The sequence below is a fragment of the Streptomyces sp. NPDC005955 genome (genome assembly GCF_042871255.1).
In the GTDB taxonomy this organism is placed as follows: Bacteria; Actinomycetota; Actinomycetes; order Streptomycetales; family Streptomycetaceae; genus Streptomyces.
Map to the genome: position 1 here is coordinate 311,140 of NZ_JBIAIF010000007.1, position 15,971 is coordinate 327,110.

At 73.8% G+C, this 15,971-nt stretch carries 12 protein-coding genes; 5 read left to right on the forward strand and 7 right to left on the reverse strand.

Annotated features, from left to right (window positions below):
• Positions 1 to 59: 59 nt before the first annotated feature.
• The 3 genes from ACFYOU_RS19960 to ACFYOU_RS19970 form a co-directional block, all read right to left on the reverse strand.
• Positions 60 to 584, reverse strand: coding sequence for a DoxX family membrane protein (locus ACFYOU_RS19960; protein WP_391307165.1), 525 nt, complete (start codon positions 582 to 584; stop codon positions 60 to 62).
• Between the two features lie 136 nt (positions 585 to 720).
• Complete coding sequence (locus tag ACFYOU_RS19965; RefSeq protein WP_389767278.1) at positions 721 to 945, reverse strand: hypothetical protein; 225 nt, start codon at positions 943 to 945, stop codon at positions 721 to 723.
• Positions 935 to 2,248: a PspC domain-containing protein gene (locus tag ACFYOU_RS19970; protein ID WP_391307168.1), complete on the reverse strand. Its 1,314-nt coding sequence runs from the start codon at positions 2,246 to 2,248 to the stop codon at positions 935 to 937. Before ACFYOU_RS19970 ends, ACFYOU_RS19965 begins: the two co-directional genes overlap by 11 nt.
• A 188-nt stretch (positions 2,249 to 2,436) precedes the next feature.
• Here ACFYOU_RS19970 and ACFYOU_RS19975 point away from each other — a divergent pair, with 188 nt between their 5' ends.
• Both ACFYOU_RS19975 and ACFYOU_RS19980 read left to right on the forward strand, forming a co-directional pair.
• Complete coding sequence (locus tag ACFYOU_RS19975; RefSeq protein WP_391307170.1) at positions 2,437 to 3,732, forward strand: PspC domain-containing protein; 1,296 nt, start codon at positions 2,437 to 2,439, stop codon at positions 3,730 to 3,732.
• Positions 3,729 to 4,433, forward strand: a complete 705-nt coding sequence (locus tag ACFYOU_RS19980; protein ID WP_385493512.1) for a LuxR C-terminal-related transcriptional regulator — start codon at positions 3,729 to 3,731, stop codon at positions 4,431 to 4,433. Before ACFYOU_RS19975 ends, ACFYOU_RS19980 begins: the two co-directional genes overlap by 4 nt.
• 40 nt (positions 4,434 to 4,473) lie before the next feature.
• Here ACFYOU_RS19980 and ACFYOU_RS19985 read toward each other — a convergent pair whose 3' ends face one another.
• Positions 4,474 to 5,511, reverse strand: a complete 1,038-nt coding sequence (locus tag ACFYOU_RS19985) for an NlpC/P60 family protein (RefSeq protein WP_391307171.1) — start codon at positions 5,509 to 5,511, stop codon at positions 4,474 to 4,476.
• Between the two features lie 335 nt (positions 5,512 to 5,846).
• Here ACFYOU_RS19985 and ACFYOU_RS19990 point away from each other — a divergent pair, with 335 nt between their 5' ends.
• The gene (locus ACFYOU_RS19990; RefSeq protein ID WP_391307172.1) at positions 5,847 to 6,200 is read left to right on the forward strand and encodes a hypothetical protein; all 354 of its coding nucleotides are present in this window, start codon (positions 5,847 to 5,849) and stop codon (positions 6,198 to 6,200) included.
• Between the two features lie 1,154 nt (positions 6,201 to 7,354).
• Positions 7,355 to 9,892, forward strand: coding sequence for a DNA helicase PcrA (pcrA, locus tag ACFYOU_RS19995; RefSeq protein ID WP_391307174.1), 2,538 nt, complete (start codon positions 7,355 to 7,357; stop codon positions 9,890 to 9,892).
• Positions 9,893 to 9,959: 67 nt separating this feature from the next.
• Here the strand turns inward: pcrA and ACFYOU_RS20000 are convergent, their stop codons facing one another.
• Positions 9,960 to 11,495, reverse strand: a complete 1,536-nt coding sequence (locus ACFYOU_RS20000) for a peptidoglycan DD-metalloendopeptidase family protein (RefSeq protein WP_391307175.1) — start codon at positions 11,493 to 11,495, stop codon at positions 9,960 to 9,962.
• Between the two features lie 394 nt (positions 11,496 to 11,889).
• Positions 11,890 to 13,074 carry an alpha/beta fold hydrolase gene (locus tag ACFYOU_RS20005; RefSeq protein ID WP_391307177.1) on the reverse strand — a complete coding sequence of 395 codons (1,185 nt, stop codon included), beginning with the start codon at positions 13,072 to 13,074 and terminating at the stop codon, positions 11,890 to 11,892.
• A gap of 456 nt (positions 13,075 to 13,530) precedes the next feature.
• Here ACFYOU_RS20005 and ACFYOU_RS20010 point away from each other — a divergent pair, with 456 nt between their 5' ends.
• Positions 13,531 to 13,947, forward strand: coding sequence for a cobalamin B12-binding domain-containing protein (locus tag ACFYOU_RS20010; RefSeq protein WP_385493506.1), 417 nt, complete (start codon positions 13,531 to 13,533; stop codon positions 13,945 to 13,947).
• Positions 13,948 to 14,172: 225 nt separating this feature from the next.
• Here the strand turns inward: ACFYOU_RS20010 and ACFYOU_RS20015 are convergent, their stop codons facing one another.
• Entirely contained in the window at positions 14,173 to 15,867 is a 1,695-nt protein-coding gene (locus tag ACFYOU_RS20015; RefSeq protein WP_391307179.1) for a DUF5691 domain-containing protein, read from the reverse strand.
• Positions 15,868 to 15,971 lie beyond the last annotated feature (104 nt).

Here is a 15,971-nt window from a genome sequence, read left to right on the forward strand (position 1 = left end):
GAGCAGCGCACCGCCAGGTGAACGGACCCCGTCAGGCGAAACGGACCCGCCAGGAACCCTCACCGGTAGCGCGCCGCCGCAACCCGCGCATCGAGCGACGCCACCGCCGCCCCCGCAAGGACCAGCGGAGTCCACGCCACCAGGTAGACGAGGTCGTTGCCGTAGTAGTACGGCGTCGTGTTCCAGCTGACGGTGAGCCAAAGGCTGAGGGAAATCAGCGCACCCCCCACCGCGGCCACCCGCGTCAACAGCCCCACCAGCGCCCCGACGCCCACCGCGACCTCACCGAGCGCGATGGCGTACCCGAAGGACACGGGGTCGCCCAACGCGAAGTCCACCAGGGACGGCACCGCCGAGCCGTCCCGGACGTTGCGCATCAGGTCCCCGATCGACCCCACCCCCGTCTCACGGAGGAACGCGTCGTCGGTCAACTTGTCGATCCCGGCGTACACGAAGGTCGCCCCGAGGAACAGCCGCAGCGGGAGCAACGAGTACCGGGCGGCGACGGCCCGCCAGCCGCCGTACCCCCCGTCGTCGTGGGGATCACCCGTGCTGTCGTAGCCCGTCATCGTCGAATGCGCCATCGTGCCGCCGCCTTTCGCGCTCCTGGTCCGGGAGACGTGCGCGAGGGCCGTAGCGGGCCCTCCACCGGACCATACGTACGGAAACGTGGCGTGACTCACTCGCCGGGCGACCGTTTCCGAACCGGAGCGCCCGGGTTCAGCCGTCCGAGCCGGTGCGGTCACCGTTCTCGCGACGGCGACGGCGCAGCAGCATCGTCGCGATCCCGGTCGCCGCGGCGAGGGCCAGACCGCCCCCGACGATCGGCGGCAGCGCGTACCAGGGCAGCTCGGCCTCCCCGGTGGCGTCCGCGAGGAACAGCGCACCGGCCAGCATCAGGACGAGCCCCGCGATCAGCCGGCCCGGCTGGAACTCATGCCGCACGGTCCACCTCCGCCTGTCCGAGGGCGACGTCGAGCGTCAGGGCGAAGGTGCCGGGGTCCTCGGTGGCCCGGACCGGTTCCAGTGTCACGGTCCTCGACCTGCTGGGGGAGACGTCCACGTCGTGCTGTCCCTCGCCGGGCAGTTGGATGTCGCCGAGGGCGACGGTGATCTTCAGGGAGACCCGTACGTCGTCCGGGACGATGATCCTGAGGCGGCCGGCGCCGACGGTGACGTCCGAGGTCACCGTCCGGCCCGCGGCGGGCGACGCCTTGCGCAGGTCCAGGGTGCCGACCCCGGTGCCCAGGTCGTAGCGGGGGGCCACCGCGGCGGCGCTGCCCGGGGCCCAGGTGGTGCGCAGCCAGTGGGTGGTGATCGTGTCGGGCAGGGCGGTCGCCACGCCCAGGAGGACCGCGGTGACCACGGCGAGGACGACCGTCCCCGGGCCCGTGCGCCCGAGGAACGCACTGATCGCGATGCCGAGGCCGAAGATCGCGAGGGCCACCGCGAGACCCGTCTGGAGACTGACCGTCAGCGCGGAGTCCTCCCAGGTCGCCACGGTGGCGAGGGTCCCCGCGGCGGTGGCGGCGGACGTCACCCAACCGCTGATCAGCCGGCCCCCCACCGGCCCCGGACGGCGCCCCGCGGCACCGGGAGCGCCGGCGCCGGACTCCTTGCCGGCAGTGGCGGTCCCGGGCACGGAGTCCGGCGGCGCCCACAGGTAGCCGGTGCTGCCGCCCGGCGAACCGTCCTTGTCGAGCCGGTCCCGCCACCAGGGCCCGGAACCCGGGACGGGCGGCGCCGTCGTCTCCGGCGGAGCGTCGGCCACCGCCTGCGCGGCCAGCGGATCGGGGTCCGGGGTGTCGCGCTGCCGCGACCAGTACCCGGCGCCCGCCAGCAGCAGGGCGAGCGTGGCGCCGGAGGTGATCAACGTGCCGTTGTTCAGCATGGACAGGAACAGCCCGCAGCCGACCAGGGCGAAGACGACCGCGGTGAGGGCGGGGCCGTCGACCCGACCGGTGAGCATCCGACGGGCCTCGCTCTCGTCCTCGCCGTCCAGCGGGACGAACAGCCAGACGAACCCGTAGAAGATGAGGCCCAGACCGCTCGCCACGCTCAGCACCGCGAGGACGACCCGGAAGATCACCGGGTCCATGTCGCAGTGCCGGCCGAGCCCCGCGCAGACGCCGCCGAGCGTCTTGTGCTCGCGGTCGCGCCGGAACCTGGCCGGTGGTCGGTCCGGGGCGTCCGTCGCGCCGCCCGGCCCCGGGCCCGCGGGCCGGGTGGCGTCCTGCTGCTCGGTCATGGGTCCATGGTGACGGTCGCCGCGCCCCGGCGGGACCCGCGGCGACCCTGGTCCGACCCTGATATCCCCCGGGCCGCGGCCTCCGGGACCGCCCGGCGCGGTCCGGCGCGGGGGCGTCAGGGGCGTCAGGGGCGTCTTAGGGTCGGACCCTGATGTTCGGCCGTCGCGGGACGTGTGACGATCGGGGCATGCCCGAAGCAGCGACGGCGACCGTCGACGAACCACGCTCCCCGCGCAAGCTGTACCGGAGCGGCGACGCCCGCCTGCTCGGCGGGGTGGCCCGGGGACTCGCCGGACACCTGGGGCTGCCGGTCGTCTGGGTCCGTCTCGTCTTCGCGGGCCTGCTGACCGCCGACGGGCTCGGCGCGCTGCTGTACGCCGCGTTCTGGTTCTTCGTCCCCCTCGGGGTCGGCGGCGTCGACGCCGAGCGGCCCCCGCCGCTGACCACCGAGGTCTCCGCGGACGGACGGCGCCGCCTGGTGGCCCGCAAGCCCGACAAGGGGCAGATCGTCGCGCTGCTCGCCCTGGTCCTGGTGGCGATGATGTTCGTCAGCAGCGTCGACCTGAGCACCACCGCCAAGGCGTACCTGTGGCCGACGCTGCTGGTCGGCGCGGGCGTCGCCCTGGTCTGGCGGCAGGCCGACAACGCCCGCCGGGCCCGCTGGGCGGAGGCCACCCGCCGCGGCCGCAACCTCGCCCTCGCCCGGTCCGCCGCCGGCGTCCTCCTGGTCGGTACGGGCGTCACCGGCATCTTCGTGCTCCAGGGCTCCGCGGCCCACCTCGGTTCGATCCTCCAGGCGTCCCTCGCCGTCCTCGTCGGCATCGCCCTGCTCGCCGGCCCCTACCTCGTCCGCATGACCCAGGACCTGTCCGAGGAGCGCACCATGCGCATCCGCGCGCAGGAACGCGCCGAGGTCGCCGCGCACGTCCACGACTCGGTGCTGCACACCCTCACCCTGATCCAGCGCAACGCGGAGAACGCCGGCGAGGTCCGCCGGCTCGCCCGCGCCCAGGAACGCGACCTGCGGGCCTGGCTGTACAAGCCGGAGGGCAGCGGGCGGGCCGACGAGGAGGCGGAGGGCCCCGGCAACGTCGCCGACACGGTCCGTCGGCACGCCGCCGAGGTCGAGGACAAACACGGTGTCCCCATCGAGGTCGTCGTCGTCGGCGACTGCGCCCTGGACGACCGACTGACCGCACAGATGCAGGCCGCGAGGGAGGCGATGGTGAACGCGGCCAAGTACGGTGGCGAGGGCGGCGCCGTCCAGGTGTTCGCCGAGGTCGAGGGGGACAGCGTGTTCGTCTCGGTCCGCGACCGCGGCCCGGGCTTCGACCTGGACGCGGTGCCCGCCGACCGGATGGGCGTGCGGGAGTCGATCATCGGCCGGATGCAGCGCAACGGCGGCACCGCGCGACTGCGTGCGGTGCCCGACGGCGGCACCGAGGTCGAGTTGACGATGGAGAGGGCGGAGAGGACGTCATGAGCGACGTGACCGGGGCGAACGAGGGCACGGCGGCGGACGGGCGCCGGGTACGGGTCGTGCTCGTGGACGACCACCGGATGTTCCGCACGGGCGTGCAGGCCGAGATCGGCCGCACCGAAACGACCGGCGTCGAGGTCATCGGCGAGGCCGCCGACGTCGACCAGGCGGTCACCGTGATCACGGCGACCCGACCCGAGGTCGTCCTGCTCGACGTGCACCTGCCCGGTGGCGGCGGCGTCGAGGTGCTGCGCCGCTGCTCCTCCCTGATGTCCGACCCGCAGGCCCCGGTGCGCTTCCTCGCGCTGTCGGTGTCGGACGCGGCGGAGGACGTGATCGGAGTGATCCGGGGCGGCGCCCGCGGCTACGTCACCAAGACGATCACCGGGGCGGACCTGATCAACTCGGTGTTCCGGGTCCAGGAGGGCGATGCGGTGTTCTCCCCGCGGCTCGCCGGGTTCGTGCTCGACGCCTTCGCCTCCACCGACGCCCCGCCGGTCGACGAGGACTTGGACCGGCTGACCCAGCGGGAGCGCGAGGTGCTGCGGCTGATCGCCCGCGGCTACGCGTACAAGGAGATCGCCAAGCAGCTGTTCATCTCCGTCAAGACGGTCGAGTCGCACGTCTCGGCGGTGCTGCGCAAGCTCCAGCTGTCCAACCGCCACGAGCTGACCCGCTGGGCCACCGCCCGCCGCCTGGTCTGACCCCCACGGCCCGGGCTGACCGCCACGGCGGACGGGGTGGTCAGAGGACGCGGGTCGCCCCGGCGAACGGCATCTCGTCCACGGAGGCGATCCGCACCGTGGAGCCCGGCCGGGGCGCGTGGATCATCCGACCGTCCCCGACGTACAGCCCGACGTGGGTGACCCCGGGGTAGAAGAACACCAGGTCGCCCGGGCGCAGTTCGTCGCGCCCCACCCGCCGCCCGGCGTTGACCTGCGTGTACGTGGTCCGCGGGAGGGAAACCCCGGCCGCCCGGTACGCGGCCTGGGTCAGCCCCGAGCAGTCGAAGGCGCGCGGCCCGGTGGCCCCCCAGACGTACGGGCTGCCGATCGCCCGCTGCGCGAACGCGATCGCCGCACGGGCCCGGGCCGAGCCACCGGTGACGGGTGCGACGGGACCGGTGGCCGGCGCGGTGCCGGCGGTGGCCACCCGTTCCCGTTCCGCGGCGGTGAGCCGGGACAGGACCCGCCGCGCCGCACCCAGCTTGTCGGTGACGGCCTTCTTGTGCCGCCGCAGTTCGGCCCGTTGCCGGGTGACGCGGTCCCGCTGGTCGCCGGCCTCCTCCCGCAGCCGCTCCAGCCCCGCCGCCTCCCGCCGGACCTCCTCCACGGCCCGCGCCTGACGGTCGCCCACCCGGTCGGCGAGGGCGGTCCCCGCGAGGTACCGGTCCGGGTCGGCGGACAGCGCGAGCTTCACGCCCGGGTCGATGCCGCTCTCCCGGTACTGGGCCGCGGCGTACGAACCGAGGGTGCGACGGGCGGAGTTCAGCTTGTCGGTGCGGCGCGCGGCCTCGTCCTGGAGCCGTTCGTACGCGCCCTGGGCCGTCCGCGTCCGCTCCTTCACCCCGAGGTACTTCTCGGTCGCCACCTCGGCCTCCCGGTAGAGCCGGTCGACCTCGTCCTTGACCTGCTCCGCCGGGGACCCGGGGTCGGCGCCTGCGGTGCCGTCGAGGACGCCGGTGGTCGCCGTGGCGGCCCCGGCGAGCGCCAGGGTCACGGCCCGGCGCAGCGCCGTGCCGTACGAGGGGCGCTTCCTCGGTTTCTTGCGGTGCGCTGCCACGGGGTGCCGGGTCCTCTCTTCGGGCCGCCCGGGGCGGCGGCCGGCCGGCGGGCGGGGTCGCCGGTGGTGCCCGGCGAGTGCTGGTCAAGGAAGGTATGACGCAAGGTGACGGCCCCATCGCGCATTGTCCTTAGCTGTTCGTGTCGCGCCCGCCCGCTGACCGGACGCGACCGCCGGGAGTGGTGGGTTGATCCCTTTCGGGCAGGTGTGACCGAAGTGGCGGAAGGGGGGTCCCAGGGGAGTGCCCGGTGGTATGGCGGGCGTCGGGAACGTCCTGGTCCGCTTAGGGTCACCTGGCCGGAAGCGAGCGGAACGCCCCGGTTAGAGTCCGCCCCATGGACGTACTCATCCATCTGGTCGTCGGCCTCCACATCATCGGCATCGCCGCGCTGCTGGGCGGGTTCCTCACCCAGATGAAGGCGATGGGCGGGGGCACGGCCCGCTACACCCCCGCGATGCTGCACGGTGCGCTGACCATGCTGGTCACCGGTGTCGCGCTGGTCGGCCTCAACCAGGCCGACGGCAACACCGTCGACAACGTCAAGATCGGCGTGAAGCTGGCGTTGCTCGTGGTGATCCTCGGGCTCGTGTACGTGAAGCGGGACGACGAGGGCGTCGACAAGGGGCTGTTCGCGTTGGTCGGTGGGCTCACCACGGCGAACGTGTTCATCGCAGTGCTCTGGACTTAGTCCCGCGCAGTCTCCCCGCGACCCCTCCCGGTACGTCCCCCTTGGCGGTGCGCTGTCCCGTGCGGGTGCGCGGGGGGTTTGCGCAGTTCCCCGCGCCCCTGATCAGGTGCGTTCACCCGGCGGTGCGCTGCTCGGTCGGGGTGCGTCCTCCTGCTGCGCAGTTCCCCGCGCCCCTTTGATTCGGGTGCGTTCCGCTGGGCGTGCGCGGTCCGGCACGGGTGCGCTGAGCTGTCGCGCAGTTCCCCGCGCCCCTGATCGTCGGGTCGGCTTGGTCGGGGGCTTGCCTGCGGGTTCGTCTGGGTTGCTCGCGCAGTTCCCCGCGCCCCTGTCGGGGCCCGCCTGGCCGCGGCAGCTTGCCGGCGTCCCTGCCGGGCCCGTACCGGGGGCGGACGACAGCGTCGAGAAGCGCCCCAATCCAGGGGCGCGGGGAACTGCGCAACACCGGGACGCACCCTGACCGAACAGCGCACCCCCAGGTGAACGCACCCGATAGAGGGGCGCGGGGAACTGCGCGAATCCCACCGCGCACCTGCACGGGACAGCGCACCTCCAGGTGAACGCACCTGATAGAGGGGCGCGGGGAACTGCGCGGAACAACAGCGCACCCGTACCGAACCCCGTGCCCCCACTGGGACGCACCCGCTGGGGGCGCGGGGAACTGCGCAACACCGGGACGCACCCCGACCGAACAGCGCACCCCCAGCGGAACGCACCCAATCCAGGGGCGCGGGGAACTGCGCGGAACGACGGCGCACCGAGCCGCGCAGCGCACGCCCACCGGGACGCACCCGATCAGGGGCACGGGGAGACGCGGGGATCAGCCCTGGTCGCCGCCCAGGTCCCCGCGGGTCAGCCGCCGCGACTTGCCGAGGAGCCGCCGCACAGCGAACGGATCCTTCGCCGAGCGCCCGACCCCGCGCACCGCATGCGGTGCGCACCACGCACAGCAGCCCTTCCATCGCCGATGAGGTGAATGTGCCATCGTTCGAGCCCTTCTCCAGACGCCCCGCCTTGGGGCCGGCCTGGCTCGAACACCTGCGAAGGGAGGGTCACTACGGGCATGGACGCCATCCTCGCCCATGTGCAGGTCCGTGACCAGCAGGTTCCCGGGACCGGTCCCGGTTGTCGGTGGTGCCGCCTAGACTCGGGAGGCGATGAGCAGCCTTTTCGACGACAACTTCCTCGCGGGACTCCAGCCCCCGCGCCCCGCAGCGGACGAGCAGCCCCCGCCGCCCGAGGACCACGGTCCGGAGGAGATCCCGGACGACCTGTTCGGCGGACGCTTCGACGCCCCGGTGCACCGGGACACGCACTACCGCGACGGCGCCCCGCGCCCCCCGGTGGACCCGGCGTCCCTGCTGGAGGGCCTGAACGACGAACAGCGCGCCGCCGTGGTGCACGCGGGCTCCCCGCTGCTCATCGTCGCGGGCGCCGGCTCCGGCAAGACCCGCGTCCTCACCCACCGCATCGCCCACCTCCTCGCCGCCCGCAGGGCGCACCCCGGCGAGATCCTCGCGATCACCTTCACCAACAAGGCCGCGGGCGAGATGAAGGAGCGCGTCGAGCACCTGGTGGGCCCCCGGGCCGCCGCGATGTGGGTGATGACCTTCCACAGCGCGTGCGTGCGCATCCTGCGGCGCGAGTCGAAGAAGCTCGGTTTCACCTCCTCGTTCTCGATCTACGACGCGGCCGACTCCAAGCGGCTGATGGCCCTGGTCTGCCGCGATCTGGACCTCGACCCCAAGCGGTACCCGCCGAAGTCCTTCAGCGCGAAGATCTCCAACCTCAAGAACGAGCTGATCGACGAGGAGGACTTCGCCGCGCAGGCCGCCGGCACCGACGGCGGGGGAGGCTTCGAGCGGACCCTCGCCCAGGCGTACGCGCTCTACCAGTCGCGGCTGCGCGAGGCCAACGCCCTCGACTTCGACGACCTGATCATGACGACGGTCAACCTGCTGCGCGCCTTCCCGGACGTCGCCGAGCACTACCGCCGCCGCTTCCGGCACGTCCTCGTCGACGAGTACCAGGACACCAACCACGCCCAGTACGCCCTCGTCCGGGAGCTGGTCGGCCCCGCCGGCGGCACCCGCGCCGAGGACGAGCCGCCCCGCGCGGACGAGCTGCCGCCCGCCGAGCTGTGCGTCGTGGGCGACGCCGACCAGTCGATCTACGCCTTCCGCGGGGCCACCATCCGCAACATCCTCCAGTTCGAGGAGGACTACCCGAACGCCAGGACGATCCTGCTGGAGCAGAACTACCGCTCCACGCAGACCATCCTGAGCGCCGCCAACGCCGTCATCGAACGCAACGAGAGCCGCCGCCCCAAGAACCTGTGGACCAACGCGGGCGCGGGCGCGACGATCACCGGCTACGTCGCCGACACCGAGCACGACGAGGCGCAGTTCGTCGCCGACGAGATCGACCGGCTCACCGACGCGGGCGAGGCGAAGGCGGGCGACGTCGCCCTCTTCTACCGCACCAACGCCCAGTCCCGCGTCTTCGAAGAGGTCTTCATCCGCGTCGGCCTCCCGTACAAGGTCGTCGGCGGGGTCCGCTTCTACGAGCGCAAGGAGGTCCGGGACGTCCTCGCGTACCTGCGGGTGCTCGCCAACCCGGAGGACTCCGTACCGCTGCGCCGCATCCTGAACGTGCCCAAGCGGGGCATCGGGGACCGGGCCGAGGCGATGATCGACGCCCTCGCGCAGCGCGAGCGGATCAGCTTCCCGCAGGCCCTGCGCCGGGTGGACGAGGCGTACGGGATGGCCGCCCGGTCCACCAACGCGGTGCGGCGGTTCAACACGCTGATGGAGGAGCTGCGGACCATCGTGGAGTCCGGGGCGGGCCCGGCCACCGTGCTGGAAGCCGTCCTCGAACGCACCGGGTACCTCGCCGAACTCCAGTCCTCCACCGACCCGCAGGACGAGACCCGGATCGAGAACCTCCAGGAACTCGCCGCGGTCGCCCTGGAGTTCGAGCAGGAGCGGGGCGCCGCGGCGGAAGCCGCTGCGGCGGAGGGCGAGGCGGCCGGCCCGACCGGGGGCACCCTTGCCGAGTTCCTGGAGAAGGTCGCCCTCGTCGCCGACTCCGACCAGATCCCCGACGAGGACGACGGTTCCGGCGTCATCACCCTGATGACCCTGCACACCGCCAAGGGCCTGGAGTTCCCGGTGGTGTTCCTCACCGGCATGGAGGACGGCGTCTTCCCGCACATGCGGGCCCTCGGCCAGACGAAGGAACTGGAGGAGGAGCGCCGCCTGGCGTACGTGGGCATCACCCGGGCGCGCGAGCGGCTGTACCTGACCCGCTCCACCCTGCGCAGTGCCTGGGGCCAGCCCTCCTACAACCCGCCGTCGCGGTTCCTGGAGGAGATCCCCGAGACCCATCTGCGGTGGAAGCGGACGGGCGGGGCGGCGCCGTCCGTCTCCGGCCCGGCGGCGGGCATCGCGGGTTCGTTGTCCCGTACGAGGTCACGGACCTCCGCGTCCGGTGCCTCCGGGTTCGCGACCCGACGCGTGTCGGAGAAGCCGGTGATCGCCCTCGCGGTGGGGGACCGGGTCACCCACGACCAGTTCGGGTTGGGCACGGTGGTCTCGTTGGACGGCGTGGACGACAAGGCCACGGCCACGATCGACTTCGGGGACGCCAGGCCGAAGCGGCTGGTGCTGCGGTACGCCCCCGTCGAAAAGCTGTGAAGCCCTGGTCGTTGCAGACGGGGCGGTCCCTCGGGGCCGCCCCGGCGACGAGCGGGGGGGGAAACGATCAGGTGGGGTCGAGGCCGTGGCTGCGGAACCAGGCCAGCGGGTCGACGGGTGACCCGCCGCCCGGACGGACCTCGAAGTGGAGGTGCGGACCGGTGGAGTTGCCGGAGTCGCCGGCGTACCCGATGACGTCGCCCGCCTTCACGGGACCGTTCACGATCCCGTACCGCGACAGGTGGCAGTACCAGGTCTCGGTGCCGTCCTTGGCGGTGACGATGACCATGTTCCCGTACGCGGAGTGGACCTGCGTCCGCACGGTGCCGTCGGTCGCGGCCATCACCGGCGTGCCGTAGCCGACGGGGAAGTCGATGCCCGAGTGCAGGGACATCCAGTTGATGCCGGCCTGGCCGTAGTAGGCGCTGAGCCCGTTCTGCTTCACCGGCAGCATGAACTTGGGCCGCAGCCGCTCCTTGAGCGCGGCGGCCTCGGCGGCCTTCTTGCGGTCCGCCTCCTGCTTGGCCTTGAGGTCGATCCGCTCCTGGGTCCGGCTGGCGCGGTCCGCGAAGTCACCCGCGTCGGCGGAGAGGCCGGCGATCTGGGAGTCGAGCTTGTTGTTGGCGACGGACGGCTTGACCGCGGTCGGGTCCGGCGCGGCGACCGTCTTCTCCTTGCTGTCGCCGTCGCTGGCCATGGTCACCGATGCGGCGGCGATCCCGGCCACGCCCATCACACAGGCGGAGGGCACGGCGACGGTCAGCAGGGCGGAGCGCTTGGCGGGGGGCCGACGGCGGGACCGGGAGGCGGGGGCGGCGCGGCGCGACAGCACGACGGGCGCGACCTCGGGGTGGTGGTGGTCCGCCCCGTCTTCGGCGGGCAGCCCACCGGGCGCGGGGGGTGCGTCGACGGGGACGACCTCGGGCAGGACGGTCGTCGAGGCCGCTTCGGACTCCCCGTAGACGTCGAGCGGACCGCAGATGGTCTCCTGCTGGGCGAAGGCGACCCGTTCGGGTTCCGCGTACGACTCCTGCGGGGCGACGGGCTGTTCGTACTCTGCGTACTCACCGGGCTCGTCGTAGGAAGGCGCCGGGCCGCCGGAGTTCCAGGCGGTGGCGTCGTACGTGCCGGAGTCGTACTCCTGCGCGGCGAAGGTGCGGGTGTCGTACGTGGTCCCCGTGAACTGCTGCGTCTGCCACTGCCCGGTGTCGGCGGCCTCGGGGAGCTGCTGTTCGGGGATGCCGCCGAGCGGGTACGCGGGAACGTCCCAGGTTCCGGTGGTCGTGTAGGAACCGGTGGCCCCGGCGTCGTACGCGTGGTGCTGCGCGGCGTACGCGTCGTAGTTCAGGGAGGCGTGGGTGCCGGTGTCGGCGACCGTGCCCCAGGAACCGGTGTCGTACGCGCCGGTCGTGTCGGCCGGGGCGGCCATGTCCCCGAAGAGGGGGTCGGCGGCGAAGGTGGTGAACGAGGAACTGGAGTGGCCGTCGTACCCCCCGTACCCGCCGTGCTGCGGGCCCTGGTCGTACGACCCGAAGGGGGACGGAGCCGCTTCCTGGGGTGCTGCCGGGGGAGTTGCGGTCCCCGCCGGGTGACGGTCGTTCACCAACTTCTCTTTCGCTCGGAAGCAGGAGCTGGGCTGGGACCTGACGGCGGTGCCGCTGAGGGAGCGGGCCCAGGGGGCGGAACAGTGCGGCGACTGTACCCGGCGGTATGCGGGCGCGACAATCTTCGTCGGGCTTCCTGGGGTGGGGAAACGGGCATTCAGCCGCCTTTTGACGGGGCCTCGACGGAGCCTTGGTCGTGCGTTCGAACGGCGTTCGATTCGCAGAAGCCAAGGGGGTTGCGCGCCCCGGCGGTTCGGGGATGGGAGCGCGTTGGGGTGTTGGAGGGTGGTGTGGAGTGCGCGGGGGGCGCTTGTGGTGCGGTGACACCCGTGTCGGCCCGGGGGTCGGCGGGTCGCCGGCGTCTCGGCCGACGTCTCCGTCGGATGGCGGGGATCAGGCAGCGGTGCGACCGTCGGCGCCACGGTTGCCGGAACGGGGTGTGACGTCGGTTACATTTCCATGGGGGTGTCGTCGGGGTGCGCGGGCGTGCCGCGTGCGGTCGGCGGCTCCGTCGTCGGGATCGTCACCGTCGAGAGCCGCCCGGACGCCCGCCGTGACCGTCGGGTGGACGGGGAGGGCGAGGTGGCCGACCCCGCTGACGCGCACCGCGCGGGCGAGCAGGTCCGGATGGTCCAGACGGGCCGTCTCCAGGGGGTCCATCACCTGGTCCAGATCGCTCCAGAAGCTCACGAAGCGGGTCCGGCAGCCCGGTGCCGGTAGGGCCAGCTCCGCGATCACCTCGGAGTCCGGCCGCATCTGTCGCACCACCGGGTGCAGGTCCATCAACGGCACGGCCCGGGTCCCGGCGTGCGGAGTCCCCAGCGTCACCACGGTCCGCACCCGGGCGTCACCGCCGAGCCGCTGGACGTAGTAGCGGGCGATCAGTCCGCCCAGGCTGTGTCCGACGAGGTCCACCTCCGCCCGACCCGTGCGGGCGCACAGTTCCTCGACGTACCGGCCCAGGTTTTCGGCGGCGGTCCGGATGTCGCAGGTCAGCGGCGAGTGGTTCAGTGCCTCGACCTGCCGCCCGTGCCGCCCGAGCACCCGTCGCAACAGGACGAACACGGAGCGGTTGTCCACGAAGCCGTGCAGCAGGACCACCGGGGGGCCCGGGTCCGTCCGGCCGGGCGCGTCGGACCGTCCGTCGTGGGAGTCGTGGGAGTCGTGGGAGTCGCGGGAGTCGCGGGGGAGCGGCGGTGCGGGGAGGGGGGTCGGTCGGTCGTCGGGCGGGACCTCGGGCGGGCCGTCGGGGACGTCGGGCCCGTCCGAGGAGCGGGTGAGGGCGCCGCGCCGTTCCTGGACCAGCCCCGAGGGGTAGAGCAGGAGGTGCCCGGCGAGCACCGCGGCCTCCAGCGCCGTGGCCTTGAGCAGGCCGGCCCGGGTGAGCGCGGCGCGCTCCGCACCGGCCGGGGGCAGCGGGAACGGCAGTCGCAGCAGGGAGAGCGAGACCGGGAGGAACGGCAGCGGCGGCAGGCCCCGACCGGGGGGCGCCGGCTGCTCGCCCAGTGCCAGGGCGCGGACCAGCGGCAGGCACCGGAGCAACGGCGGGGACAAGGGCCCCGTGCGGGTCACCTTCATCGGCGGACCTCCCGTCGGCACCCGGGGGACGGCTCTGTCCCCGGACGCCCTCAGGGGAACCCGGCGCCGTCCCGTCCGCCCCGCGCCCGGCTCGGCGCAGACGACCGTACGGCGTGCGGCCCGTTCCCCACCGCCGGTCCGCGTGGCTCGCGGTCCCGGGGGAGCGGGGGGAGCGGTGCGTGCCGTGGCTCCCGCGCGCCCGCTGCCGGGGCGGCCCTCGTGGGTGGCCGCGGTGACGGACGCGGTGAACGTGTCCCACGGTGTGATTTCCCCCTCGGTCGGCATCGCGAAACTGCCGGCCCTCGGGCGCCCGGGATAACGTTCGTTCACTGACCGGGCCCGTGGGGCCGGGGGCACCGGCCCCGCACGGCGGGAACCACCGTCGTGCACACGGCGGGTGACCGTGGGTACATGCCCGTCGGGCGGGTTCGTTCTCGTACGTACTGGGAGGCAGTGATGGGTGTGGCAGCCGGGCCGATCCGTGTGGTCGTCGCCAAGCCGGGGCTCGACGGTCATGACCGGGGGGCGAAGGTCATCGCACGGGCGCTGCGGGACGCCGGTATGGAGGTCATCTACACCGGGCTCCACCAGACCCCGGAGCAGGTCGTCGCCACGGCGATCCAGGAGGACGCCGACGCGATCGGCATGTCCATCCTGTCCGGCGCCCACAACACCCTCTTCGCCCGGGTCATCGAACTGCTCCGGGAGCGCGACGCGGAGGACATCCTGGTCTTCGGCGGCGGCATCATCCCCGAGGCCGACATCGCCCCGCTCAAGGCGCTCGGCGTCGCCGAGATCTTCACCCCCGGTGCCACCACCACCTCCATCGTGGACTGGGTGCGGGCGAACGTCCGCCAGTCCGCCGGGGCGTGACCGAGGTCTCCGGGTGGCCCCGGCCCGCCCGGCGCGGGCCCGCGCCGGTGTCCCGTGCGGGTGCGCGGTGGTTGCTCGCGCAGTTCCCCGCGCCCCTATCGGGGCCCGTGCTGAGGCCGTGTCGGGGAACGGCGACGGTGAGGGGCGCCCCGTCAGGGGCGCGGGGAACTGCGCGAGCAAGCACGACGCACCCGCAGGGAAGACTGGCGGCGGGCCCGCGCCGGGTCACGGGGCGTCCGGAGACAGTTCGGCCAGCATCACCGCACGCAATTCCAAGGTGCCCAGCAGGCGTTGGAAGGACTCCGCCCAGTAGCCGCCCGCGCCGGGAGCCGCGTCCTCCGACTCGTCCGGAGTCGCCGTCAACCCGGTCAGCCGCTCCCCTTCGGCGGGGTCGAGGCACCGCTCCGCCAACCCCATCACCCCGCTGAAGCTCCACGGGTAACTCCCCGCGTCCCGAGCGATGTTCAGCGCGTCGACCACCGCCCGGCCGAGCGGCCGGGACCACGGGACCGCACAACCGCCGAGCAACTGGAACGCCTCCGAGAGGCCGTGCGTCGCGATGAACCCGGCGACCCAGTCGGCCCGCTCCCCGTCGCCGAGCACGGCCAGCAGCTTCGCCCGCTCCGCCAGGGACACCGCGCCGGGGCCGCCCGCGCCCGGTGCGGCGGGGGCGCCGAGCAGCCCCCGGGCCCAGTCGGCGTCCCCCTGCCGGACCGCCGCCCGGCACCACGCGGCGTGCAGGTCGTCGCGCCAGCCCTCGGCCGCCGGGAGCGCGAGCACCGCCCGGGCGTCCGGCACGCCCAGGCGCCCCGGCCAAGTGGCGAGCGGGGCGGCCTCCACCAGCTGGCCCAGCCACCAGGACCGTTCGCCCCGGCCCGCCGGGGGTCTCGCCAGGACGCCGTCGCGTTCCATGTCCGGGTCGCACGTCCGCGGCGCCGTCACCACGATCCCGGCGGGCCCTCCCTCGGAGGCGGAGGCTGGGGCGGGGGAGGGGACCACGCACGCCGCGGCCCGCTGTGCCATCCGCGCGGCGAGCGCCGAGCCGGGCAGCGCCGCGAGGAGGTCGGCCGCCGTCGCCCGGACGTTGCGGCTGCGGTCGGCCAGGGCCACCTCCAGGAACGGTTCGTCGGCCGGAGCGAGCCCCGCGCGGAACGCATCGAGGAACATCAGCCGGTCCTCCGCGCGTTCGGCGTCCCAGGTGCTGCGGAGCAGGGCCCGGGCGGCGGCCGGATCGTGGCCGCGCACCGTGTCGAGCAGGGCGGCCCGTTCGGCGAACAGGCCCTCCCGCCAGACCCGGGCCACCGCCTGCGGGTCGTCGACGGACGGCAGCGACGACCCGGGGCCCGGGGCGGCGCGCAGCACGAAGCGCCACCGCGGGTTGAGCCCGGCCAACCACCGGGCACGGGGACCCGCGTACCCGAGGACCGCGGGGCGCAGGTCCGTACGGGAGCGGGCCGCGTCCAGCAGATCGGGCAGCAGCTCCGGCGGGGGTGCGTAGCCGTGCGCGTTCGCAGCGGTGAGCCACTGGGGGAGCAACTCGGTGAGATCCGGTGCGGCGGCCCGGCGCGCCGCGCCGACCGTTCGTGGGCGGTCCGCGAGCAGCGTCGCCAATCGGTGCGCCGCCTCGCGCGGGGTCGGTGGTCGGGGGTCCGCGGGCGCGGGCCCGGGCAACGGGGCTCCCGTCGCGGGGGTCAGGCCCGCTCGGCGTCGGAGGACCTCCTCGGCGGCTGCGTCCAACAGGCCCCACGGGCCCGGCGTCACATCCGGGACCTCCCGGCGTGCGGTGCCGAGCAGTGCGGCCACGATCCAGTCGTCCCACTTGCCGCTCACCGGATCACCTCCCGTCCGTGTCTTTCCTGCGGGTGCGTCGTGCTTGTTCGCGCAGTTCCCCGCGCCCCTGACGGGGCGCCTCATCGCCATCCGCCCCCAACACGCCCCCCCGGGTATGGCCCCCGGCACGGGCCCCGATAGGGGCGCGGGGAACGGCGCGAGCAACCCCGACGCACCCGCACGGGACAACGCAC